Origin of the sequence: Pseudomonas fluorescens (assembly GCF_902497745.1) — a bacterium.
Classification (GTDB): Bacteria; Pseudomonadota; Gammaproteobacteria; order Pseudomonadales; family Pseudomonadaceae; genus Aquipseudomonas; species Aquipseudomonas fluorescens_BM.
In genome coordinates, this window is the sequence record NZ_CABVHJ010000008.1 from 100,715 (window position 1) to 123,819 (window position 23,105).

The 23,105-nt window shown below is 59.2% G+C and carries 15 protein-coding genes and 1 pseudogene; 14 read left to right on the plus strand and 2 right to left on the minus strand.

Features of this window, described 5'->3' with window-relative positions:
* The first annotated feature begins 72 nt into the window (after positions 1-72).
* The 3 genes from F8N44_RS14590 (at position 73) to F8N44_RS14600 (ending at position 3,219) form a co-directional block, all read left to right on the plus strand.
* Complete coding sequence (locus F8N44_RS14590; protein WP_150650764.1) at positions 73-1,089, plus strand: arginine N-succinyltransferase; 1,017 nt, start codon at positions 73-75, stop codon at positions 1,087-1,089.
* 58 nt (positions 1,090-1,147) lie between these two features.
* Positions 1,148-2,182 (plus strand): arginine N-succinyltransferase, encoded by a 1,035-nt coding sequence (gene astA, locus F8N44_RS14595; protein WP_150650765.1) that lies wholly within the window; start codon positions 1,148-1,150, stop codon positions 2,180-2,182.
* Between the two features lie 167 nt (positions 2,183-2,349).
* The gene (locus F8N44_RS14600) at positions 2,350-3,219 is read left to right on the plus strand and encodes an isocitrate lyase/PEP mutase family protein (protein ID WP_007919546.1); all 870 of its coding nucleotides are present in this window, start codon (positions 2,350-2,352) and stop codon (positions 3,217-3,219) included.
* A 602-nt stretch (positions 3,220-3,821) separates the two neighbouring features.
* Here F8N44_RS14600 and F8N44_RS14605 read toward each other — a convergent pair.
* The gene (locus F8N44_RS14605) at positions 3,822-5,060 is read right to left on the minus strand and encodes a M20/M25/M40 family metallo-hydrolase (RefSeq protein ID WP_150650766.1); all 1,239 of its coding nucleotides are present in this window, start codon (positions 5,058-5,060) and stop codon (positions 3,822-3,824) included.
* A 212-nt stretch (positions 5,061-5,272) separates the two neighbouring features.
* Positions 5,273-6,346 (minus strand): diguanylate cyclase, encoded by a 1,074-nt coding sequence (locus F8N44_RS14610; RefSeq protein WP_150650767.1) that lies wholly within the window; start codon positions 6,344-6,346, stop codon positions 5,273-5,275.
* A gap of 177 nt (positions 6,347-6,523) precedes the next feature.
* On the opposite strand from F8N44_RS14610, the gene F8N44_RS14615 reads away from it, so the two are divergent.
* From F8N44_RS14615 to F8N44_RS14665, 11 genes and pseudogenes are all read left to right on the plus strand, one after another.
* A complete protein-coding gene (locus F8N44_RS14615; RefSeq protein WP_150650768.1) occupies positions 6,524-7,978 on the plus strand; it encodes a flavin-containing monooxygenase in 1,455 nt (484 codons plus the stop codon).
* Positions 7,979-7,999: 21 nt separating this feature from the next.
* Positions 8,000-8,926: an alpha/beta fold hydrolase gene (locus tag F8N44_RS14620; protein WP_150650769.1), complete on the plus strand. Its 927-nt coding sequence runs from the start codon at positions 8,000-8,002 to the stop codon at positions 8,924-8,926.
* A 121-nt stretch (positions 8,927-9,047) separates the two neighbouring features.
* A complete protein-coding gene (gene glcD, locus F8N44_RS14625) occupies positions 9,048-10,547 on the plus strand; it encodes a glycolate oxidase subunit GlcD (RefSeq protein ID WP_150650770.1) in 1,500 nt (499 codons plus the stop codon).
* Positions 10,547-11,596: a glycolate oxidase subunit GlcE gene (gene glcE / locus F8N44_RS14630; RefSeq protein ID WP_150650771.1), complete on the plus strand. Its 1,050-nt coding sequence runs from the start codon at positions 10,547-10,549 to the stop codon at positions 11,594-11,596. Before glcD ends, glcE begins: the two co-directional genes overlap by 1 nt.
* Before the next feature lie 2 nt (positions 11,597-11,598).
* Positions 11,599-12,819 carry a glycolate oxidase subunit GlcF gene (gene glcF / locus F8N44_RS14635; protein ID WP_150650772.1) on the plus strand — a complete coding sequence of 407 codons (1,221 nt, stop codon included), beginning with the start codon at positions 11,599-11,601 and terminating at the stop codon, positions 12,817-12,819.
* 88 nt (positions 12,820-12,907) lie between these two features.
* Positions 12,908-14,285, plus strand: a pseudogene (locus F8N44_RS14640) (VOC family protein).
* Positions 14,286-14,713: 428 nt separating this feature from the next.
* Complete coding sequence (locus tag F8N44_RS14645) at positions 14,714-15,229, plus strand: Hcp family type VI secretion system effector (protein ID WP_007919523.1); 516 nt, start codon at positions 14,714-14,716, stop codon at positions 15,227-15,229.
* A 130-nt stretch (positions 15,230-15,359) separates the two neighbouring features.
* The gene (gene tssI, locus F8N44_RS14650) at positions 15,360-17,402 is read left to right on the plus strand and encodes a type VI secretion system tip protein TssI/VgrG (RefSeq protein WP_150650773.1); all 2,043 of its coding nucleotides are present in this window, start codon (positions 15,360-15,362) and stop codon (positions 17,400-17,402) included.
* Positions 17,392-18,129 carry a DUF4123 domain-containing protein gene (locus F8N44_RS14655; RefSeq protein WP_150650774.1) on the plus strand — a complete coding sequence of 246 codons (738 nt, stop codon included), beginning with the start codon at positions 17,392-17,394 and terminating at the stop codon, positions 18,127-18,129. Before tssI ends, F8N44_RS14655 begins: the two co-directional genes overlap by 11 nt.
* Positions 18,129-22,787, plus strand: a complete 4,659-nt coding sequence (locus F8N44_RS14660) for an RHS repeat-associated core domain-containing protein (RefSeq protein ID WP_150650775.1) — start codon at positions 18,129-18,131, stop codon at positions 22,785-22,787. The genes F8N44_RS14655 and F8N44_RS14660 overlap by 1 nt, the downstream gene beginning before the upstream one ends.
* Positions 22,787-23,077 carry a hypothetical protein gene (locus F8N44_RS14665; protein ID WP_150650776.1) on the plus strand — a complete coding sequence of 97 codons (291 nt, stop codon included), beginning with the start codon at positions 22,787-22,789 and terminating at the stop codon, positions 23,075-23,077. Before F8N44_RS14660 ends, F8N44_RS14665 begins: the two co-directional genes overlap by 1 nt.
* The last annotated feature ends 28 nt before the right edge of the window (positions 23,078-23,105 follow it).

The following is a 23,105-nucleotide window of genomic DNA, read 5'->3' on the forward strand; positions in this document are numbered from 1 at the left end:
TATCGCGTGGAAACCGACAGTGATAGTCAGGTTCGGCGACTTTGCCGAACCTTTTGATACAGGAGTACATCCATGCTGGTCTTACGCCCAGTCGAGCAGACTGACCTGCCCCAGCTCCAACAATTGGCCCGCGACAGTCTGGTGGGCGTGACCTCCCTGCCGGACGACAGCGAGCGTCTGCGCGCGAAAATCGCCGGTTCCTGTGCCTCGTTCGCCAGCGCGGCAGAGGCTAACGGCCCGGAGAACTACTTCTTCGTGCTGGAAAACCTCGACGAACAGCGACTGGTCGGCTGCTCGGAGATTCTCGCGACGGCGGGTTTTGAGGAGCCGTTCTACAGCCTGCGCAACCGCCATTTCACCAGCGCTTCCCGCGAGCTGAACATTGAACACGGCGTGCCAGCGCTGTCGCTGTGCCACGACCTCAACGATCACACACTGCTGCGCGGCTTTCACATCGACGCCAATCTGGTACGCACGCCGTTTTCCGAGTTGCTGTCACGGGCGCGCCTGCTGTTCATCGCCGCCCATGCGCCGCGCTTTGCCGAGGCGGTGATTACCGAAATCGTCGGCTACAGCGATGAAGAAGGTCATTCGCCGTTCTGGGATGCACTGGGCAAACACTTCTTCGACCTGCCCTACGTTGAAGCAGAACGCCTGTGCGGGCTGCAGAGCCGCACCTTTCTCGCCGAACTGATGCCGCAATACCCGATTTACGTGCCGATGCTGCCGCAAGCGGCGCAAGACTGTATCGGTCGTATCCACCCGGACGGTCAGGAAGCGTTCGACATCCTTGAGCGTGAAGGCTTCGAAACCAACAGCTACATCGACCTGTTCGACGCGGGCCCGACCCTGTATGCGCGCACCGCCAATATCCGTTCGATCGCGCGTAGCCAGATGGCAACGGTGCAGCAACAGCCACAGATCGATGCCCGTGGCCGTTATCTGCTGAGCAATGACGCGCTGCACGGCTTCCGGGCGATGATTGCCGAACTCGATTACCAACCCGGTCAACCGCTGTCCCTCACCCCTGCCATGTGTGCGGCGCTGAACGTGACCGATGGCAGCCCGATTCGGCTGATTGCCCTGTGAAACCCGCCCGGTTGCGCAGCCAACGACAGTGCCCGAACAGGCGCGAAGGAGCTACAGCATGATTGTCCGCCCGGTCAAAGTCAGCGACCTGCCAGCCTTGATGGCGCTGGTGCAACAGGCCGGCCCGGGGTTCACCACCCTGCCGGCCAACGAAGATCGCCTGTCCCACCGGGTCCGCTGGGCGCAACGGGCGTTCGCCGAACAGGTGGAACGGGCCGACGCGGACTATCTGTTTGTACTCGAAGACGACGACATGCGCGTCGTCGGCGTCAGCGCCCTGGCCGGGGCGGTCGGCTTGCGCGAACCCTGGTACAACTATAGGGTCGGGTTGACCGTGAGTTCGGCACCGGATCTGGGCATTCAACGACAGATCCCGACGCTGTTTCTCAACAACGAACTGACCGGCCAATCGGAGCTGTGCTCGTTGTTTCTCGGCCATGATCAGCGCCATGGCAACAATGGTCGCCTGCTGTCGCTGGGGCGCTTGCTGTTCGTTGCCGAGTTCCCGCACTTGTTCGGCGAGAAGATGATTGCCGAATTGCGCGGCAGCGCCGATGAACACGGTTGTTCGCCGTTCTGGGACAGTCTGGGCCGGCATTTCTTCCAGATGGACTTCAGCCATGCCGATCACTTGTCAGGGCTGGGCAACAAATCGTTCATTGCCGAACTGATGCCGCGCCAGCCGCTGTACACCTGCATGCTCACCGAACAAGCCCAGGCGGCGATCGGCCAGGCACACCCGAATACCGAACCGGCGCTGAAAATCCTTCAGGCCGAAGGGTTCACCCACAAAGGCTACATCGACATCTTCGACGGTGGCCCGGTGATCGAAGCGCCGGTGCGCAATATCCGCACCGTGCGCGAGAGCGTCGAGCTGACCCTGAGCCTCGGCAGCCCGGATGATCAGGCACCGTTGTGGCTGATTCACAACCGCCGTCTGGAAAACTGCCGCATTACCGTCGCCCGCGCCCGCCGGGTCGGCAGCAGCCTGGTGATCGACCGCCTCACGGCCAAGCGTCTGCAACTGCAACCGGGCAATTCGGTGCGTGCGGCGATGTTGCCCAATCAACAGCAACAGGCGGTGGCGGCCTGACGGTCATCACCGCAAAATGGTAAATCCTTTCAGCAAAAGAGTCCGCGACAACCTGTCCCTTGCAAATTCGTCATGATCATTGACCCATTCGCGTGATAGCCTTTTCATTCTTCGGCGTTGACACCTTTGTTCAAGCCTTTCCATTCCTTTGTATTGGTGGAACTCGTATGACCAGGCTTTCCCATCAAGATTTGCGCCGTAACTTCCGTCAACTGCTGGCCTCTGACACCTGCTATCACACGGCGTCGGTGTTCGATCCGATGTCCGCACGCATTGCCGCTGACCTGGGTTTTGAAGTGGGGATTCTCGGCGGTTCCGTGGCTTCGTTGCAGGTGCTCGGTGCCCCGGACTTTGCCCTGATCACCCTCAGCGAGTTCGCCGAACAGGCCACCCGCATCGGCCGCGTCGCCCAATTGCCAGTGATCGCCGACGCCGACCACGGCTACGGCAACGCCCTCAACGTGATGCGCACCATCGTCGAACTGGAACGCGCCGGCGTCGCCGCCCTGACCATCGAAGACACCTTGCTGCCGGCACAATTCGGCCGCAAATCCACCGACCTGATCACCGTTGCCGAAGGCGTCGGCAAGATCCGCGCGGCATTGGAAGCCCGGGTTGATACGGAAATGGCGATCATCGCCCGTACCAACGCCGGCATCCTGCCGAACCAGGAAATCATCAGCCGCACTCGCCAGTACCAGGCGGCCGGGGCTGACGGCATTTGCATGGTCGGGATTCAGGATTTCGATCAGCTCGAGCAAATCGCCGAACACCTGACCGTGCCGCTGATGCTGGTGACCTACGGCAACCCGGCGCTGCGCGACGACAAACGTCTGGCCGAGCTCGGTGTGCGCGTGACCATCGATGGGCATGGTGCGTACTTTGCGGCGATCAAAGCGACGTATGACAGCTTGCGTGAACAGCGGCAGATCTTCACTCAGGCATCCGATTTGAGCGCGACCGAGTTGACGCACACCTATACCCAGCCGGAGGAATACATTCTCTGGGCCAAGGAATACATGAGCGTCAAAGAGTGATGCACACGCTTTACCGTCCCTTTCGCGAGCAGGCTCGCTCCCACATTTGATCGGTGTCGAACACGAATATTGTGTTCACCCAAGATCCACTGTGGGAGCGAGCCTGCTCGCGAAGGCGTCCGCCGCTACACCGCTAAACCGGCGTCTTGTAAGCCTCTTCCCGCTGCACCGCCCGCGCCTGAATCACATTCAAAATCGCACAGCCCTCGCGCATCAACAGATACCAACTTTTCCCATAAAAGCCCCTCACCCTAGCCCTCTCCCAGAGGGAGAGGGCACTGATTGGGGTTGCTCTGGATCTACGCCGACGTGAGAGACCGCGCTGAATGCAAATTTGCATTCAACTTGATCTGCTGGTTGCCACATGGACCACAAACAACACGGTCAGTCCCCTCTCCCTCTGGGAGAGGGTTAGGGTGAGGGGCCGATTTATCTGGCACCCCGCCGACCTCATCACACCGCAAACCACCTCACCGCGGCTTAATGATCGTTCCCACGCTCCGCGTGGGAATGCAGCCCAGGACGCTCTGCGTCCCACACAAAGCCGAACGCGGAGCGTCCGTTGAGGCATTCCTACGCAGAGCGTGGGAACGATCGCTACCTCACCGTGGCTTGGCCAACTCCATGATCATCCGCGACAACAAATAAATCCGCGGCGCCACGCTCGCTACTTCGGCGTATTCCTCCGGCGTGTGAATATTGCCGCCAACAATCCCGAAGCCGTCCAGCGTCGGCGTGCCGACCCCGGCGGACAGACTGGCATCCGCCGCGCCCCCACTGCCCTCCTCGGTCAACTTGCGGCCAATCTCGCCATAAATCCCCTGGGCCATGGCCATCAGACGATCCGACTCAGGCGTCTGCGGCATCGGTGGCAAGCCACGTTGCAATGAAGTCTTCACTTCCGTCTCAGCAATCAGTTTGTCCTGCGACACTCGCGCCAGATCCTTCTCGATCCGGTCAAATTCCTCCGGCACCGCCGCGCGCACGTCAGCCTTGGCCGTGGCTTGATCGGGAATCACGTTGGTGCGGTCGCCGGCCTTGAGCACGGTGAAGTTGATGGTGGTTTTCTTCGCTTCATCGCCGAGTTTGCCCAGTTGCAGAATCTGATGCGCGGCTTCCATCGCCGCGTTGCGCCCCAGTTCCGGGGCGACGCCAGCGTGCGCGGCTTTGCCCTTGACCTCGACCAGCGCCGTCGCGCTGCCCTTGCGCCACACCACCAGACCATCAGCCGGGCGGCCCGGCTCGAGGTTGAGGGTCACGTCGTGCTGTTTGGCGGTTTTCTTGATCAGGTCGGTGGCGACGTCCGAACCGGTTTCTTCACTGGCGTCGAGCAGGAAAGTGATTTGCGCGTAGTCCTTGAAGTCGAGGTTTTTCAGGACTTTCAGCGCATAAATCCCGGCGACGATGCCGCCCTTGTCATCCATCACACCCGGCCCGTAAGCGCGGCCGTCCTTGATGTGGAACGGCCGCTCGGCCGCCGAACCGTCTTTGAACACCGTGTCCATGTGCGCCATCAGCAGGATTTTCGCCTTGCCAGTGCCTTTCAGCGTTGCCAGTACATGGTTGGATTTTTCCGGCGTGTTCGGCACCAGTTCGAGGGTCGCGCCGAGTTTTTTCAGCTCATCGATAGCGATGTCGCTGACTTGCTTGAGGCCGGGCTCATAGCCGGAACCGGAGTCGATGTTGACCAGCCGCTCCAGCAGTTTCAGCGCTTCTGGCTGGTATTGCTCGGCATCGGCGAGCACTTGTTTGTGCGGTTCGGCAAAGGCGTGTGCAGTGGAGAAAGCGAGAGACAGGCCGAGGCTGGCGGCCAGCAGGGAGCGAGAAAATGAGAACGTCATGAAGCGATCCTTGTTTCGCGTCTGGGGGATTTAACCGTACCCGACATCGGCGCGAGGCTCTACACCGAATGCGACACTGATCTAACCGACAACACAAAACCCTGTGGGAGCGAGCCTGCTCGCGAAGGCGTCGTGTCAGGCGATATCAATGTTGGCTGACCCAGCGCTTTCGCGAGCAGGCTCGCTCCCACAGGGGATCTATGGTGGAGCAGTCAAACCGAATCCAGCAACGTCCGCCGGGGCTTGCCATCGCAATTGCAGATCACCCGATTACGCCCGCCTGCCTTGGCCTCGTACAGCGCCTGATCGGCATCATTGAGCCAGCGCGTCGCGTCGGCATGCGCAGGATCGTACGCCGCCAGGCCAATACTCAAACTGACCTTCAACGCCGGATTCTGCTCATACCCCAGAATTGCGAAACGCTCACGCAACGCCTCCATCGCCTGCGCGGCGTTGAACAGTGGCAGATCCGGAAGAATCACGCAGAACTCATCACCGCCATAACGCCCGGCAACGTCTGTCGCCCGCAGGTTCTGTTTAAGCAACTTGCTCAACTGGCGCAACACGATGTCGCCCGCAACATGGCCGTAGGTATCGTTGATTGCCTTGAAGTGATCAATGTCGATCAGCGCAATCGCCGCGCCCTGTTTCTGCCGCTTGCAGCGCTGAAAAGCAATCTCCAGTTGATCCTTCCAGGCGCCGTGATTGAGCAACCCGGTCAGGCTGTCGGTGCGGCTCAGGGCGAGCAATTCGCGTTTATGCCGGCCAAGGGTGTAGGCCTGGCGAAAGCAGATCCAGCCCAGCGCCAGCGGGTACAGCAACAGTAACGGGAAGCAGGCGTACATTTGCGCAGGCGTGGTTTGCGGAATGAATGCCGGAGCAAATACCACCAGCCCGACGCCGACCCCGAGCAACTGCGCGGCGGAACCGGCCAACAAAAAACGCAAACCACCGATGGCGACGTTGTTCATGGCCATCATCGAAATGGTCGTCGCCGTGGGCAACGGATTGAAATGCATGGCGGCAAGCCAAAAGCCGCCGAAAAAGGCGTCGATCAACAGATTGCGGTGTTCAGCGTGGTAAGGAACCCGGGCGCGGCGCGCCCATTGAAACGCCAGATGCGGCCAGACCAGGCCGTTGAAGAGCATCAGCGCCCAGACCCACAACGGCGGATCGAGCGAGTACATCGCCACGCTCACGCACACGAGCCCCAGAATCAACCCGAGGATGCGCGATGTATAAAGCCTCCTGGCTAATGAAAGTCCCTTTCCTCCGGTATTTCCCATAAGGACCTCGATCACGCACACCGCAGGACGGATGTGCTGGAAGTCTAACAGGGCGACGTTAAATAGCCATCACCGGCCAGCGGGCTGAATAGCGCGCCATCAGGGCCGCGCACAGGGCAAATATTTGGCTATACATGAAAGGAGCAAAATGGAAAAACAACTATAAGAAGGAGGCCCATGCACATCTATAAAGTGTTGATCATCGGCAGTGGTTTTGGCGGTCAATGTGCTGCGGTCAACCTGCTCAAGGCCGGGATCGACGATTTTCGCCTGCTGGAGCGAAGGGACTTCTTTGGCGGCACCTGGTGCCAGAACACCTACCCCGGCGCGGCGGTGGACGTGCCATCGCCGCTGTATTCGCTGTCGTTTGCGCCGTACCGCTGGTCGCAGATGTTCGCCGGGCAGGCCGAGCTGCAGCGCTATACCGAGCATGTCATCGAGCAGTTCGGTTTGCGTGACCGCGTGGAGTTGCAAGCCAATGTCGAGCGCGTTGAATGGGACGACACGGAAAAACGCTGGGCCGTGCGCACCGCCAGCAAAGGCACCTTTTATGCGCAGTTCCTGATCAATGCCACTGGGCCATTGAGCCAACCGGTCATCCCACACTTTCCTGGCCAGGATCGCTTTCAAGGCAAGACTTTTCATACGAACAATTGGGATCACAGCTACGGCTACCGGGGTAAACGCGTGGCGATTGTCGGCAGCGGCGCCAGTGCGGTGCAGGTGATTCCGGTGATTGCGCCGCAGGTCGAGCAACTGCACGTGTTTCAGCGCACGCCGCATTGGGTGCTGCCCCGCGCGGATCGCCAGTTCGGGCCCCTGCAACGCTGGCTGCTCGGCCGCAAACCTGCCTACAAACTGTTGCGCTGGCTGATTTACTGGCAATTCGAAACCCGGGTCATTGCGTTCAAATACTCGAAAGCGGCGATTCATATGGTGCAGCAGCACGCCCTGCGCTTTCTCAAACGCCAGGTGCCGGACCCGCTGCTGCAAGAAAAACTCACGCCGGACTTCACCATCGGCTGTAAACGGGTACTGGTTTCCAGCACCTACTACCCGGCGCTGAGCCGTCCCAACGTGACCTTGCATACCCGCGAGCAAGGCATCGCTTCCATCGACGAAACCGGTATCAATACTCAGGACGGCCAGCACATCGATGTTGATCTGATCGTCTGGTCGACCGGTTACGACGCTACCGATGGGGTGATTTCCTATCCGGTCAGCGGAAAAAACGCCGTGCAACTCAGAGAGGTCTGGGCGCAATACCCGCGCGCGTATCTGGGCACCAGCCTGCCGGACTTCCCCAACCTGTTTATCGTCACCGGGCCCAACACTGGCATCGGCCACACCTCGGCGCTGTTCATCATCGAATCGCAGATGAACTACATCCTCGACTGCATTCGCACCGTGCAGGCCAAAGGCCTGCGCAGCATCGAAGTGCGCCGTGATGCGGAACGTACCTACACTGAGATGATTCATCGAGAGATGGAGCGCACGGTCTGGAAGTCCGGCGGCTGCCACAGTTGGTATCAAAGCAAGAGCGGTCATGTGATCGCGATGTTTCCCGGCTTCAGTTTCAGCTATCACCGCTTGACCCGGGCGCTGAAACCGGCCGACCACATTCTGTCCTGAACACGTAAAAGGAAGACGTCGATGCTTTTGCTGTTTGTCGCCCTCGCGGTTTTCGTGGCCTGGAGCTGGTTGAGTTATCCGGCGGTCGGTCATTGGCTGTACGACCTGAACATGGCCATCGAGGCCAAGTTGTACAAATTGCACAAGATCGAAGTGCCGATCGCCGAGATGACCGTCTCGACCTGGCAAGGAGGGCCGTATGAAGCGGCCAGCGCAATTCTGATGCTGCATGGCTACAGCGGCGACAAGAACCTGTGGCTGCGCTTTTCCCGGCACTTCGTGCGCCAGTATCGGGTGATCATCCCGGACCTCGCCGGCCACGGTGAAACCGGCTTCAAGGCTGGCGGCGGCTACGACATTCCGCTGCAAGCCAAACGCATGATCCAGTTGCTCGACGTTTGCGGCGTGGAGAAAGTCCATGTCATCGGCAACTCGATGGGCGGCTACATCGCGGCGTGGCTGGCGGCGACTTACCCGGATCGCATTGCTTCGGTGGCGCTGATCGACCCGGCGGGCGTCACCGCACCGGAGATCAGCGACATGGAGCGGCATCTGGCGCGCGGGCATAACCCGTTTCTGATCAACTCGCGGGAAGAGTTTCGCCAGTTTTACGCAATGACCATGGAATCACCGCCGTGGGTGCCGAACCTGGTGCTGGACGCCATCGCCCAGCGTTACGAGCAACAACGCAATGAACTGGAGGAGATCTTCCGCGATTTTCGCGCCAGCCCGCCGATGGAGCCGAAACTTGCCGACATCAAATGCCCGGCACTGTTGCTCTGGGGGCGCAAGGATCGGCTTATCGATGTCAGCAGCGTGCCGGTGTGGAGCAAGGGCATCGCCAATTTGCGCGTGGATGTCTGGGATCACGTCGGGCACATGCCGATGGTTGAACAACCGGGGAATACTGCAGAGCTTTATCGCGAGTTTTTGGGAAGCCAGAGATGACAATGCACCCAGCCACTGATCGTTCCCACGCTCTGCGTGGTAATGCCTCAAGGGACGCTCCGCGTCACGGGCTGCATTCCCACGCAGAGCGTGGGAACGATCAGCAAGGGGTAAGCCTGAGATGAACATTCTTTATGACGAACGCCTCGACGGCCCGTTACCGCAGGTGAACAAGGCTGAATTCCTCAAGGCATTGCAGCAAGCGCTGCCTGACCTCGACATTTTATGGCGTGAAGAAGAACTCAAACCCTACGAATGCGACGGCCTCTCCGCCTACCGCACCACACCGATGCTGGTCGCCCTGCCCCGTCGACTTGAGCAGGTGCAAACCCTGCTCAAACTCTGCCACGAGAAAAACGTCCCAGTGGTTGCCCGTGGTGCAGGCACCGGCTTGTCCGGCGGCGCCTTGCCGCTGGAACAGGGCCTGCTGCTGGTGATGGCGCGCTTCAATAATATTCTGCACATCGACCCCGACGCGCGCACCGCGCGGGTTCAACCGGGGGTGCGCAATCTGGCGATCTCCCAGGCAGCCGCGCCTTTCGGTCTGTATTACGCGCCGGATCCGTCCTCGCAAATCGCCTGTTCGATTGGCGGCAACGTCGCCGAAAACGCCGGCGGCGTGCATTGCCTCAAGTACGGTTTGACCGTGCACAACCTGCTGAAAATCGAAGTACTGACCATCGAAGGCGAGCGCCTGACCCTCGGTTCGGACGCGCTCGATTCAGCCGGTTTCGATTTGCTCGCGTTGTTCACCGGTTCCGAAGGCCTGCTGGGGATCATCACCGAAGTTACGGTCAAACTGCTGCCCAAACCGCAAGTCGCGAAAGTCCTGCTGGCCAGTTTCGATTCCGTGGAAAAGGCCGGCCGCGCGGTCGCCGAAATCATCGCGGCGGGGATCATTCCCGGCGGCCTGGAGATGATGGACAACCTCGCCATTCGCGCCGCTGAAGATTTCATCCACGCCGGTTACCCGGTCGACGCCGAGGCGATCCTGCTGTGCGAACTCGATGGCGTGGAAGCCGATGTTCACGACGATTGCCAGCGGGTGCGCGAGGTCATGACCGCGGCCGGCGCCACCGAAGTGCGTCAGGCCCGCGACGAAGCCGAACGCGTGCGGTTCTGGGCCGGGCGCAAAAATGCTTTCCCGGCCATCGGACGTTTGTCGCCCGATTACTACTGCATGGACGGCACCATCCCCCGCCGCGAATTACCCGGCGTCCTGCAAGGCATCGCACGCCTCAGTGAAGAATACGGTTTGCGCGTGGCCAACGTGTTCCATGCCGGCGACGGCAATATGCACCCGTTGATTCTGTTCGACGCCAATCAACCCGGCGAACTGCATCGCGCCGAAGCCTTGGGCGGCAAGATCCTCGAACTGTGCGTGCAGGTCGGCGGCAGCATCACCGGCGAACACGGCGTCGGCCGCGAAAAAATCAACCAGATGTGCGCGCAGTTCAACAGCGACGAACTGAGCCTGTTTCACGCAGTAAAAGCCGCGTTCGACCCACAAGGCCTGCTCAACCCCGGCAAGAACATTCCGACCCTGCACCGCTGCGCCGAATTCGGCGCCATGCACATTCACGCCGGGCAATTGCCGTTCCCCGAACTGGAGCGTTTCTGATGGCCGATGTCGACGCCGCCAGCGCCCTGCTCGATCAGGTCAACGAGGCCCGGGCCAATGCCACGCCGCTGAAAATTCAGGGTGGCAACAGCAAAGCGTTTCTCGGTTGCGAGGTAGCCGGTGAAGTGCTCGACACCCGTGCCCACTGCGGCATCGTCCGTTACGAGCCAACCGAACTGGTGATCACGGCGCGCGCCGGCACACCGTTGTCCGAGCTGCTGGCGGCGCTGGATGCCGCCGGACAAATGCTGCCTTGCGAACCGCCTTCATTCGCCGACAGCGCCACCGTCGGCGGCATGATCGCCACGGGTTTGTCCGGGCCACGACGGCCGTGGTCTGGCTCGGTGCGCGATTTCGTCTTGGGCACACGAGTCATCACCGGCCTCGGTCAGCACCTGCGTTTCGGCGGCGAAGTGATGAAAAACGTCGCCGGTTATGACCTGTCGCGGCTGATGGCTGGCAGCTATGGCTGCCTCGGCGTGCTCACCGAAGTGTCGCTGAAAGTCCTGCCGAAACCGCGCCAGTGCCTGAGCATTCGCCTCGATATGGACAGCGCGCGGGCGCTGGCCAAGCTTGCCGAATGGGGTCAGCAACCGTTGCCGATCAGTGCCGCCTGCCACGATGGCCAGAGTCTGTATCTGCGGCTTGAGGGCGGCGAAGGTTCGGTAACGGCGGCGCATCAACGCCTCGGTGGTGAACCGCTGGATTCAGGGTTCTGGCAGGATCTGAATGAGCAGCGTCTAGGTTTTTTCAACGAAGGTCTGCCGCTGTGGCGCTTGTCGTTGCCGAACAATCTCGGGCCACTGGATCTGCCCGGCGCGCAACTGATCGACTGGGCCGGGGCACAACGCTGGCTGAAATCCGACGCGGCGCACATACATATTCTCGCTCAGGAACTCGGCGGCCATGCCACCTGCTTCACCCACGGCGCTAGCTCTTCGCCGTTCCAGCCGCTGGCCTGGACACTGCTGCGCTATCACCGACAACTCAAAGTGCAACTCGACCCGCAAGGGCTGTTCAATCCCGGTCGGATGTACGCGGAGTTTTAGTCATGCAAACCACCCTCAGCGAACAATCGCGACAACTGCCCCGCGCCGCCGAGGCGGAGAAGATTCTGCGCACCTGCGTGCATTGCGGTTTTTGCAATGCGACCTGTCCGACCTATCAATTGCTCGGTGATGAACTCGATGGCCCCCGCGGGCGCATCTACCTGATCAAACAAGTGCTCGAAGGCGCACCCGCGACGGCGCAGACGCAACTGCATCTGGATCGCTGCCTGTCGTGCCGCAACTGCGAAACTACCTGCCCGTCCGGCGTCGACTATCACAACCTGCTCGACATTGGCCGCGCAGTGGTCGATCACGCGGTGCCGCGTCCGGCAGCTCAGCGCCTGTTGCGCGAAGGTTTGCGCGCATTGGCGCCGAATCCTGGGTTGTTCAAGGGCTTGCTGCGGGTGGGCACGACGTTTCGGCCGCTGTTACCGCGTTTGCTTGAAAGCAAACTGCCGCAGCACCTGCCGGTTAACGGCTCGCGCCCTGCCCCTCGGCATGACCGTCGCGTGTTGTTGCTGGAGGGCTGTGTGCAACCGGGGTTATCGCCAAACACCAATGACGCCACGGCGCGGGTGCTGGATCGCTTGGGCATCAGTGTCACCCCGGTGGCCGAGGCCGGGTGTTGCGGCGCGTTGGACTATCACCTCGACGCGCAAGCCAAAGGCCTCGACCGCGCCCGGCAGAACATCGATGCCTGGTGGCCGCAACTGCAAAACGGCGCCGAAGCGATTGTGCAGACCGCCAGCGGTTGCGGTGCATTCATCAAGGATTACGGGCATTTGCTGGAAGACGATGCGGTGTATGCGGCCAAGGCCCGGGAAATCAGCGAGCGGGCGCTGGATCTGGTGCAGATACTCGCGCAGGAACCGCTCGAAAAAGTCTGCGCGGCGAGCGAGCGGCGGATTGCCGTGCATTGCCCGTGCACTTTGCAGCACGCGTTGAAATTGGGCGGCGCGGTGGAAGCCGTGCTGACACGCCTCGGTTTCAATCTCACCGCCGTGCCCGACGGCCATTTGTGCTGCGGCTCGGCGGGTACGTATTCGTTGACGCAACCGGTGCTGGCCCGGCAACTGCGCGACAACCGCCTCAATGCGCTGGAGAGTGGCCGCCCTGAGCTGATCGTCACTTCCAACGTCGGCTGTCAGAGCCATCTGGCCAGTGCCGGACGCACGCGGGTGATGCACTGGATCGAACTGGTGGATCAGTCGTTGGCAGAATGAAGTTCGTAGGATTCTTCGTTTGCCCGCGTGAGAGAAGGCTGCGATCTTTTCCCTCATCCATTCCGTGACCGTGGCAGGAATTTTTTTCATGACCGTGCAGCCGTTCGTCAGCCCCGACCTGATTCGCCAGCGCTTCTCCAAAGCGATGTCCGACATGTACCGCGAAGAAGTGCCACTGTAGGGGGCTGATGGAGTTGGTGGGACAGACCAACCGCGAAGTGCTTGCACGTCAGCCGGACATCGCCCGGCAGCTCGACAGCACCGGTGAAATCCAACGGCTGGACATGGAGCGCCATGGCGCCATTCGCGTCGGCACCGCCACCGAACTGGCCACCCTCGCCCGCCTGTTTGCGGTGATGGGCATGCAGCCGGTGGGTTATTACGACCTGACTCCGGCGGGCGTGCCGGTGCATTCGACGGCGTTTCGCGCTGTGCATGAGGAGGCCCTGCAAATCAGCCCGTTTCGGGTGTTTACGTCACTGTTGCGCCTCGAGTTGATTGAGGATGCGCAACTGCGCGCGTTTGCCGAATCGGTATTGGCCAAGCGTTCGATCTTTACCTCGGAGGCGTTGCGCCTGATCGCGCAAGCTGAAAACGCAGGTGGACTAAATGAACGCGAGGCCGAGGCATTCGTCCTACAGGCACTGGAAACCTTTCGTTGGCATCACAGCGCTACGGTCACCGCCGCGCAGTATCAGACATTGAGCGCCCAACACCGTTTGATCGCCGACGTGGTTGCATTCAAAGGTCCGCACATCAATCACCTGACGCCCCGCACGCTGGACATCGACCGCGTCCAGGAGCAAATGCCAGCCCATGGCATCACCCCGAAAGCGATCATCGAAGGCCCGCCGCGCCGGCAATGCCCGATCCTCTTGCGCCAAACCAGTTTCAAAGCGCTGGATGAGCCGATCGCCTTTACCGATCAGAACCAAACCCGTGGCAGTCACAGCGCGCGTTTCGGCGAAATCGAACAGCGCGGCGCGGCACTCACGCCCAAAGGCCGGGCGCTGTATGACCGCTTGCTGAATGCCGCACGCGATGAACTCGGTGACTTCCCCAACGAAGGCAATGCCGCACGCTACAACGCGCTGATGGCTCAGCACTTTGGCGAATTTCCTGACAGTGTCGAGTGCATGCGAGAACAAGGGTTGGCGTACTTTCGCTATTTCGCTACGGAAAAAGGGCTAACGGCGGGAGGACTTGGGCAGTCGTCACTGGAGGACTTGTTGCGCGATGGTTATGTGAAAGCGGAACCGTTGGTGTACGAAGATTTCCTGCCGGTCAGTGCAGCGGGGATTTTTCAGTCGAACCTTGGCGACGCGGCGCAGGCGCATTATGGCGAGCATTCCAATCGGCAGGCTTTTGAGCAGGCGCTGGGGCGCGCGACTATTGATGAGTTGGGGTTGTATGCTGCGACGCAGCAGCGTTCGATCGATGAGTGTCTGACACAACTTGCGCGTTGAAAAATCAAAAGATCGCAGCCTTCGGCAGCTCCTACAGGAAAAACACACTCCAAATGGAGCTGCCGAAGGCTGCGATCTTTTGATCTGAAAGCCTCGAGGCAGCCGCTTCAGCTGAATGAAGGCACCTGGCCATTGTGCGCAAGAAGTTGCGCACTTGTTTTGCAAAAAAGCCTGATAAAACCGCTGAGAGCTACGTCGCACAAGGCCTGCAGCCAAGTGCGCAAGAAGTTGCGCAGTACTGCGCAACTTCTTGCGCACTTTTGCATTGGGCGAGCGCTTTTTTTCGCACAAGCGCCTGAAAAATCAGACAAACACCCCGGCCCGCATGGTCGCCACAATTGTTGGCACGCTCCTTGATAACAGTCAGGCACCCACCGGGCGATTTCGCCTCCCGGGCACCTTAAATTATTCCGCAAGGAGAGCACCCCATGGCAACACCAGCGTACATGTCGGTTACCGGCGAAAAACAAGGCCTGATCACTGCAGGCGCATTCACCGCTGACTCCGTAGGCAACACCTACCAGGAAGGCCACGAAGATCAGGTTATGGTTCAGGCTTTCAGCCACGACGTGATCATCCCGCGTGACCCGCAATCCGGTCAGCCAACCGGTCAGCGCGTTCACAAGCCAGTTGTGATCACCAAGGTCTACGACAAGGCTTCGCCTCTGCTGCAAGCCGCTCTGACCTCCGGCGAGCGCATGAGCGAAATCGTTATCCAGTGGTTCCGTACTTCTGCTCAAGGCACCCAAGAGCACTACTACACCACCAAACTGGAAGACGCGATCATCGTCGCCATCAACAACAAAATGCACAACTGCCAGGATCCAGGCAACTCGCACTTCACCCACCTGGAAGAAGTGCAGTTCACCTACCGTAAAATCACCTGGACCCACGAAGTATCCGGTACTTCGGGTTCCGATGACTGGCGTGCTCCAGTCGTTTAATTACGGCTGATCGTTACAAGCATCGGCCAGCTCTGCTGGTCGATGTTGTTTTCGCCCTCCAGAATTTCGCGTAAGTTGAGCCGTTTTGCGGTCGTCGACGCACGCCGCTGTACAGCACGAGGAACAAGGGATGTTCGCGCCGGCCAATGAAACCCACTTTGCCCTGACCATCGAAGGTCTTTCTGCTGACTTTCAGGTATTCACCCTGCAAGGTCGCGAAGCCATCAGCCAGCCTTTTGTCTTCGAGGTGGAGCTGGTCAGTGAGCAGCCGTCGCTGGACCTCGAAACCCTGCTGCACAAACCGGCCTTCCTGCAACTGTCGCCCGACGGCAGCGGCATCCATGGCCAGATCTACCGCGCCGCGCAAGGCGATTCCGGCAAACGCCTGACCCGTTATTCGGTGACCCTGCGCCCGCAACTGTCGTACCTGGCGCACCGTATCAACCAGCGCATCTTTCAGAACCTCAGCGTGCCGAAAATCATCGGTATGGTCCTTGAAGAGCACGGCATTCAAAGCAACGCCTACGAATTCAAGACCGGTTCGATTTATCCCGAGCGCATCTACTGCGTGCAATACGATGAATCGGACCTGCATTTCATCCAGCGCCTGTGCGAGGAAGAAGGTATCCACTACCACTTCGAGCACACGGCGACGGCGCACAAACTGGTGTTCGGCGATGACCAGACGGTGTTCCCGAAACTCAAGCCTGTGGCCTATCAGCAAGACTCCGGCATGGTCGCCAGCGACCCGGTGATCAAGCGCTTCGACCTGCGCCTGGAAACCCGTACCAGCCGCACCACCCGTCGCGATTACGACTTCGAAAAACCACGCCTCACCCTCGAAAGCGAAAACCGTGGTGACGCCCTGCCCGACCTCGAAGACTACGACTACCCAGGTCGTTTCATCGACCGCGAGCGCGGCAAACACCTGGCCAAACGCGCCCTCGAACGTCATCGCAGCGATTTCAAACTGGCTGAAGGCAAGAGTGATCAACCGTTGTTGGTCAGCGGTCACTTCCTCGCCCTGACCGCGCACCCGAAAGCCAAATGGAACGACCTCTGGCTGCTCACCGAAGTCCACCACGAAGGCAAGCAACCGCAAGTCCTCGAAGAGTCGGTAACCAGCGACACCACCGCGCTGAAAGACGATTTCCACCAGGGCTATCGCAACCGCTTCCAAGCGACCCCATGGGACGTGCCGAACCGCCCGCCCCTACGTCACCCGAAACCGCGCATTCTCGGCAGCCAGAGCGCCGTGGTCACCGGCCCGAAAGGTGAAGAGATTCACTGCGACGAATACGGCCGCGTCAAAGTCCAGTTCCACTGGGACCGCGAAGGCGAAGCCGACGACAAAACCAGCTGCTGGCTGCGCGTCTCCAGCGCCTGGGCCGGCGCCCAGTACGGCGGCATCGCCATCCCACGCATCGGCATGGAAGTGCTGGTCACCTTCCTTGAAGGCGACCCTGATCAACCGCTGATCAGCGGCTGCCTGTACCACAAGGAAAACACCGTCCCCTATCCACTGCCGGCCAACAAAACCCGCAGCACCTTCAAAACCCTCAGCTCGATGGGCGGTGGCGGCTACAACGAACTGCGCATCGAAGACAAAAAAGGTCAGGAACAGATCTACCTGCACGCCCAGCGCGACTGGGACGAAAACATCGAGCACGACCAGAAAATCCGCGTCGGCAACGAACGCCACGACACCGTCGAGCAAAGCAGCTACACGGAATTCAAGGCCGAAGAACACCACACCGTCTACGCCGACCGCAAAGTCGAAACCCGCGCCAACGACCACCTGACCGTGGGCGTCAATCAGCACATCAAGATCGGCACCGGCCAGTTCATCGACGCCGGGCAAGAAATCCACCTCAGCAGCGGCATGAAAGTGGTGATGGAAGCCGGTAGTGAGCTGACCCTGATCGGCGGCGGCAGCTTTATCAAGATTGATGCTGGTGGCGTGACGATGAGTGGGCCGGTGATCAACATGAATTCCGGGGGTAGTCCCGGCAGCGGCACCGGCGCCGCCCCGCTGATACCCGGCATCCTGAAACAGGCCGACGCCGACAAGGCCGGCCAGGTCCTGACCCCGGCCCAGATCAACACCCTCAAACGTAACGCGCCATTCTGCGAAGAATGCGAAAAATGCAAGGCAGGTGCCTGTGCCATCTGATCGAATTACGCCCAAGGATTGGCTGGCGCAACAGCCGTTGCAGACTGGCGAGCGCTTGTATCTGGTGATCAGTGCGGCGAGTGATTCCGACGCGCTGAAAAACCTGTATCTCACCGAACCCACCGCCCAGCTCATCCCGATCTGGGGCGGCACGCCCTACTCCACCTGGCAACCGGTGATGCCCTACGTCACCGAACTCAAAGCCAATTCCGCGTTCCTGCCGTGGATCGCTGAAACCGATGCCCTCGATTGGGGCTGGCTGGCGGTGTCGCGTTCCGAGCCGAATGAAGTGTTCGAACACCTGCGCAGTCTGACGCAGGTGAAGATGCCGGACGGGACCGAGGTGTTTTTCCGGTTTTGGGATGGACGGCATATCTATCCGATTCTGCATGGGTTGGGGGAGAAGGCTGGGGAAGTGCTGCCGATGTTTGAGCGGTATCTGATTAATGGGCAGTCGCTGGAGGTTGGGACGCGGGTTGTGCCGAAGGTGAAAGATTGGCCGTGGTGGGAGGTGCCGAAGGCGTTACTGGACGGCTTGGCCAAGGAAAATCCGACGACGCTGATCAGCAACTTGATGCAGTGGCTGGAAGAAGACCGACCAGACATTTATACCGCCTGGCCCGAAAACAACCTGAAGCTGAAAATCAGCCGTTTCGTGCGCCGTCCGGACGCACCGAAAAACCTTAAAGAAGCACTGTTAAACCACCTGATTCTGGAGCAAGGCTGATGGATCGCGTTGCCTTTGTTGACAACCAACTGAACACCTTCAAGGACAGTCTGAAGCTGTATCAGGAACAAACCAAAACCTGGTATGCGCGGGCTGCCGACAAGGCCAGTCGAGCCGCTGACTTGCCCTCCTTGCTGGGTATGGAGCGAGTGATCAAGGTTGGTGACACCAGCAAAGCGGTGAGCATGACTGACGGTAATTTCACTTCGAACGTGGCTCAGTGCCCGCTCAAGGGACCGTTGCTGATCGAAAGTAAATTCGAGTCGGTTTATGACATTCCGGTAGGCGATATCGAAGTCGAAATTGTCGCCGTGGAAGGTGGTGCAGTCAGCAAGGTCAAACTCGACGCGCAAGGCAAAGCCGCCTGGACCGGTGGTATTCCCGGCAAGTTCTACGAGATTCGCGTTCATAACGAAGTGACGCCGGCGCAGATCGATGCGCTGTTCAGCTCCTACAGCGGCGTGACCGCTGACCTGGAAGGTTTTCTGCGTAAGGAATGGGCAGGTTTCAAACCGCAATGGTCGAACGTTTCCACCTCGGGCACTGCAATGGCGATTGGAACCGGCATTCTTGAAGGTGGCTGGGAGGCCATCAAGGGTGTGTGGGATGGCATCAACCAAGTGCTCGATATCCTGCAGGACCCCGGCAAGTTTGCGAAGGATCTTGGCGCGGGTGCGGATGAACTGATCAAAGTTGCCAAAAGCTCGCCGGACATCATGAAAAAGGCCATGTTGCTGGCCAGTGACGAAGCCGCGCTGTTCCTGCTGGTACGCAGCGCCGTGATCTGGCTGGCAGGCCTGCCGCCGATGAAGATGGCGGGCGACATCGCGAAAGCCACCACGGCAATGGTGGTCGGTATCGCCATCGACATCGTGATTGGCGTGGTACTCACCATTGCGGCTGAAGGCACGGGCGTTATCTACCTGATCGCCCGCTTGAAGAAATACGGTGAGCTTGTCCTCAACGCCGTCGTCGGTTTCGTGAAGTCGTTGTTCAAGATTATCAACGGCTTTATGGAATACGTCGCGAAATACACCGCTGTTGCGGCGCGGGGTGTGACGGCCAAGGTGAGAAACGGGATTTCCGAGTTGCGGTTTGATGGCAAGAAAAACGCGAAACTCGCGGACGGAAAAATAGCTGACGATGCTTCTAAGCAGGCGAAGACCCCGGCCGACAAAAGTGCAGAACCTGCCGCCGATACCTGCACTAATGGGTGCCCGGTTTCGATGGTGACCGGTGAAGAGCTGTTGACGCTGACCGACGGTCAACTCGACGGGCTACTGCCGTTTGAGTGGACGCGCCTCTACAGAACCAGTGCCGTGGAAATTGATTGCGGTCTGGGTTATGGCTGGAGCCATGCATTGGCTCATCGCATTGACATCAATGGCGATGAAGTAATCTGGACCGACCACGAAAACCGCGCAACGCCGTTCCCGCTCCCGAGTGAACAACGTCCAGCGATCACCAACAGCCTTTCAAAAGCTGCCATTTTCCTCGGTGACGATCCATCGGAACTGATTCTCGCCCAAGCCGGCAAGCGTCCATCGTTCTACCACTTTCGCTTTAACAGCAAAGGCGCAACGCTGATCGCCATCAGCGACAGCTACGGTAATCGACTGCACGTTACACGCGACATCCACGGTCGCATCAAACGCCTCGACAACGGCGCCGGTCGCGCCCTGCTTCTACGTTACGACCGCAAACACATTGTCGCGGTCGACTATCAGCAGTTCCTGCCCGCGGACAATCTGGAAGACGCCTGGAATACGGTGCAGACGCTGGTCACCTACTGCTATGACACCCAGCATCGTCTGATCGAGGCGAAGAACGCGGCCGGTGAAGCCGAACATTATCGCTACAACGAACAGCACGTCATTCTCGAGCGGCAACTGGCGGGCGGCGCTGCGTTCTACTGGGAGTGGGAGAACGAAGGCAAACTGTCTCGTTGCACACATCACTGGGCCAACTTCTCGCAGATGGAAGCGCACTACGCCTGGGATGAAAAAGGCAGCGTGACTGTCACCAACGCCGACGGCAGCGAAGAGGTGTACACCCACGATGATCAGGCGCGACTGATCAGCAAGATCGACCCGGACGGTGCCGAGCATCTCAAGGCCTACAACGACAAAGGCCAATTGATCGCGGAAAAGGATCCGTTGGGTGCCGTCACCGAGTACCGCTACAACGACAACGGCTTGATGACTGCCGTTATCCCGCCGGAAGACGAAGCCACAACGTACGAATACATCAACGGTTTCGTGAGTGATGTTCATCGCGGCAAAGCCAGTTGGAAGTACCAACGCAACCGACAGGGCGATATCACCCAACAAATCGACCCGGACGGTAACGCCACGCTATACAGCTACGACGGCCAGGGGCGTCTGCTGGAGATTCGCCACCCGGACGGCAGTCGCCATCAACTCGGCTGGAACAACCTCGGCCAGTTGCTGGAAGAACGCCTGCCCGATGGCGGCCAGCGCAAGTATCGCTACGACGCGCTGGGTCGGCAGATCACCCGCCAAGAAGAGTCCGGCGCCATTACCCAATACCAGTGGGACGCAGCTAATCGCCTCGCTCAGGTCACGCTGCCGGGCGGCGCAACCCGTGCGTTTACCTATAACGCCTACGGTAATGTCACCGCTGAACGCGATGAACTCGGCCGCATCACTCGGTACGAATACGCCGACAACCTGCATCTGGTCAGCCGCCGCATCAATCCCGACGGCAGCCAACTTCGCTATCGCTATGACAACTCACGTCTGCTGCTGACTGAAATCGAAAACGAGCGCGGCGAGCAATACCGCCTCGATTACTTCGCCAACGGCCTGATCCAGCAGGAAACCGGTTTCGACGGTCGTCGTACGGCTTACGAGTATGATCTCAACGGTCAACTGCTGAAGAAAACCGAGTTCGGCGACGATGGCAGTGAACTGGTCACTGAGTATCAGCGCGACGCTGCTGGCCGGCTGCTGGTGAAAACCCTGGCCGATGGCGAAGAAATCCACTACAGCTACGACGCCCTCGGTCGCCTCGTAAACGTCGACGACGGTCATTGGCCGCTCGCCTATAAATACGACCTGCAAGACCGCCTCATCGAAGAACACCAAGGTTGGGGCACCCTGCGCTACGAGTACGATAGCGTTGGTCAGCTCAAACACTGCCGCCTCCCCGACGGCAGCAAACTCGATTACCGTCACCAACCCGGCGGGCAACTCAGCAGCATCGACCTCAACGGCTCACGCCTGACCTCTCACCAGTTCAGTGCTGGGCGCGAACAAAAACGTCAGCAAGGTTTGCTGCTCAGCCAATACCAGTACGACGAACAAGGCCGTCTGCAAGCCCACACTGTTGGCCAGCGAGACAAGAGCCTGTTCCAGCGTCGTTATAACTACGACGCCAATGGCAATCTCGCGGGTATCGATGACAGCCGTAAAGGCAACCGCAGCTATCACTACGACCCGCTCGACCGACTGATCAGCGTGCGCGGTGCTACTCCGGAAAGCTTCGCCCATGACCCGGCGGGCAACCTGCTAGGCCAAAGCAATGAAGGCACAGCAAACCTCGCCAACGTCAAAGGCAACCGCCTGCTGATGCAGGGTGACCGCCATTATGACTACGACACCTACGGCAATCTGATTCGCGAGCGTCGCGGCACAGGACAGAAACTCGTCACCGAGTATCGTTACGACTGCCAGCACCGCTTGATCGGCGTTAGCCTCCCGGGTGGCAGTATTGCAACCTACAAGTACGATGCCTTCGGTCGACGTATAGAAAAAACCGTCGACGGCCACATCACCGAATTCCTGTGGCAAGGCGAACGCCTGATTGCCGAAAGCGCCGAAAACCGCTACCGCAGCTACATCTACGAGCCGGGCAGCTTCCGGCCGTTGGCGATGCTCGATGGCGAAGGCCCACGTAAAGCCACGCCGTTCTATTACCAACTTGACCACCTCGGCACACCGCAGGAGCTCACCGACTACAGCGGTGAAATCATGTGGTCGGCGAAGTACCGAGCCTACGGTAATCTCGCCGAGCTGGACGTCAGCGAGATCGATAACCCGTTGCGGTTCCAGGGTCAGTATTTCGATGCGGAGACAGGGTTACATTACAACCGGCACCGCTACTACAATCCGGGAACTGGACGGTTTTTGACGCCGGATCCGATCAAGCTTGCAGGTGGTTTGAATAGCTACCAGTACGTGCCTAACCCTACGGGGTGGGTGGATCCGCTGGGGTTGAATAGTGAGTGCCCAAAGAAAAAATCCAAATCTACGGGTAATGTCGGAAACCCTACAGAGAAAGCGAGAGTCAATGAAGGCGCACCTGCAGTACCTGCTCCCGCACCACGCGGAGAAAGCACGACTCGCGTCCGGCATTACACCAACAGAAAGGGATCCACCGGCATCGAACGTGATGGAGCAATCCAAGCTCAGGATAACAATCGTGTCTACGTGGAACCTGCCAACAAAAAGCCATTGAGCCAACTAGACGCTGAAGATAAGTATCAAATTGGCAGAGGACGTGGCAGAGACTACATTGAAACAGACGTGCCGGACTCTCAACTTGAATGGGTAAAAAACCCTAGATACGGCACAATGGAGCTTACGATCAAAGGAAATGTGAAGCTAGAGAATCCAACATTCAACCGGCGGAAATGATGCTAGAAAAAAACAAACAGATAGTTCTTAATGGAAAGGATGCACTCGAAGTTCTAGCAGACATCGAGTTCATCCTAATTTCACTACACAAAATGGGAAGCTACTACGCGGATAAACCCGTCGAAGATTACCGGAAAGCCACCACTGACTTTATTGATAATGAAAAGGTTACTCAGCGCCTTGCCAAAGTAAGGAAAATCATCAGCAAGAACTTTGACTCAACACTTGGAGATGATGACATGGATGATATAGAGCGCCACCTGGAAGAAATTAAATTCTGGAAGCCCTGAAAGCCATAATCGGTCGCAATCGGGGAAA

Excerpts from the sequence above, each read along its gene's own strand:
- F8N44_RS14590 (WP_150650764.1), top strand. The coding sequence starts at position 73 with ATGCTGGTCTTACGCCCAGTCGAGCAGACTGACCTGCCCCAGCTCCAA.
- astA (WP_150650765.1), top strand. The coding sequence starts at position 1,148 with ATGATTGTCCGCCCGGTCAAAGTCAGCGACCTGCCAGCCTTGATGGCG.
- F8N44_RS14600 (WP_007919546.1), top strand. The coding sequence starts at position 2,350 with ATGACCAGGCTTTCCCATCAAGATTTGCGCCGTAACTTCCGTCAACTG.
- F8N44_RS14605 (WP_150650766.1), bottom strand. The coding sequence starts at position 5,060 with ATGACGTTCTCATTTTCTCGCTCCCTGCTGGCCGCCAGCCTCGGCCTG.
- F8N44_RS14610 (WP_150650767.1), bottom strand. The coding sequence starts at position 6,346 with ATGGGAAATACCGGAGGAAAGGGACTTTCATTAGCCAGGAGGCTTTAT.
- F8N44_RS14615 (WP_150650768.1), top strand. The coding sequence starts at position 6,524 with ATGCACATCTATAAAGTGTTGATCATCGGCAGTGGTTTTGGCGGTCAA.
- F8N44_RS14620 (WP_150650769.1), top strand. The coding sequence starts at position 8,000 with ATGCTTTTGCTGTTTGTCGCCCTCGCGGTTTTCGTGGCCTGGAGCTGG.
- glcD (WP_150650770.1), top strand. The coding sequence starts at position 9,048 with ATGAACATTCTTTATGACGAACGCCTCGACGGCCCGTTACCGCAGGTG.
- glcE (WP_150650771.1), top strand. The coding sequence starts at position 10,547 with ATGGCCGATGTCGACGCCGCCAGCGCCCTGCTCGATCAGGTCAACGAG.
- glcF (WP_150650772.1), top strand. The coding sequence starts at position 11,599 with ATGCAAACCACCCTCAGCGAACAATCGCGACAACTGCCCCGCGCCGCC.
- F8N44_RS14645 (WP_007919523.1), top strand. The coding sequence starts at position 14,714 with ATGGCAACACCAGCGTACATGTCGGTTACCGGCGAAAAACAAGGCCTG.
- tssI (WP_150650773.1), top strand. The coding sequence starts at position 15,360 with ATGTTCGCGCCGGCCAATGAAACCCACTTTGCCCTGACCATCGAAGGT.
- F8N44_RS14660 (WP_150650775.1), top strand. The coding sequence starts at position 18,129 with ATGGATCGCGTTGCCTTTGTTGACAACCAACTGAACACCTTCAAGGAC.
- F8N44_RS14665 (WP_150650776.1), top strand. The coding sequence starts at position 22,787 with ATGCTAGAAAAAAACAAACAGATAGTTCTTAATGGAAAGGATGCACTC.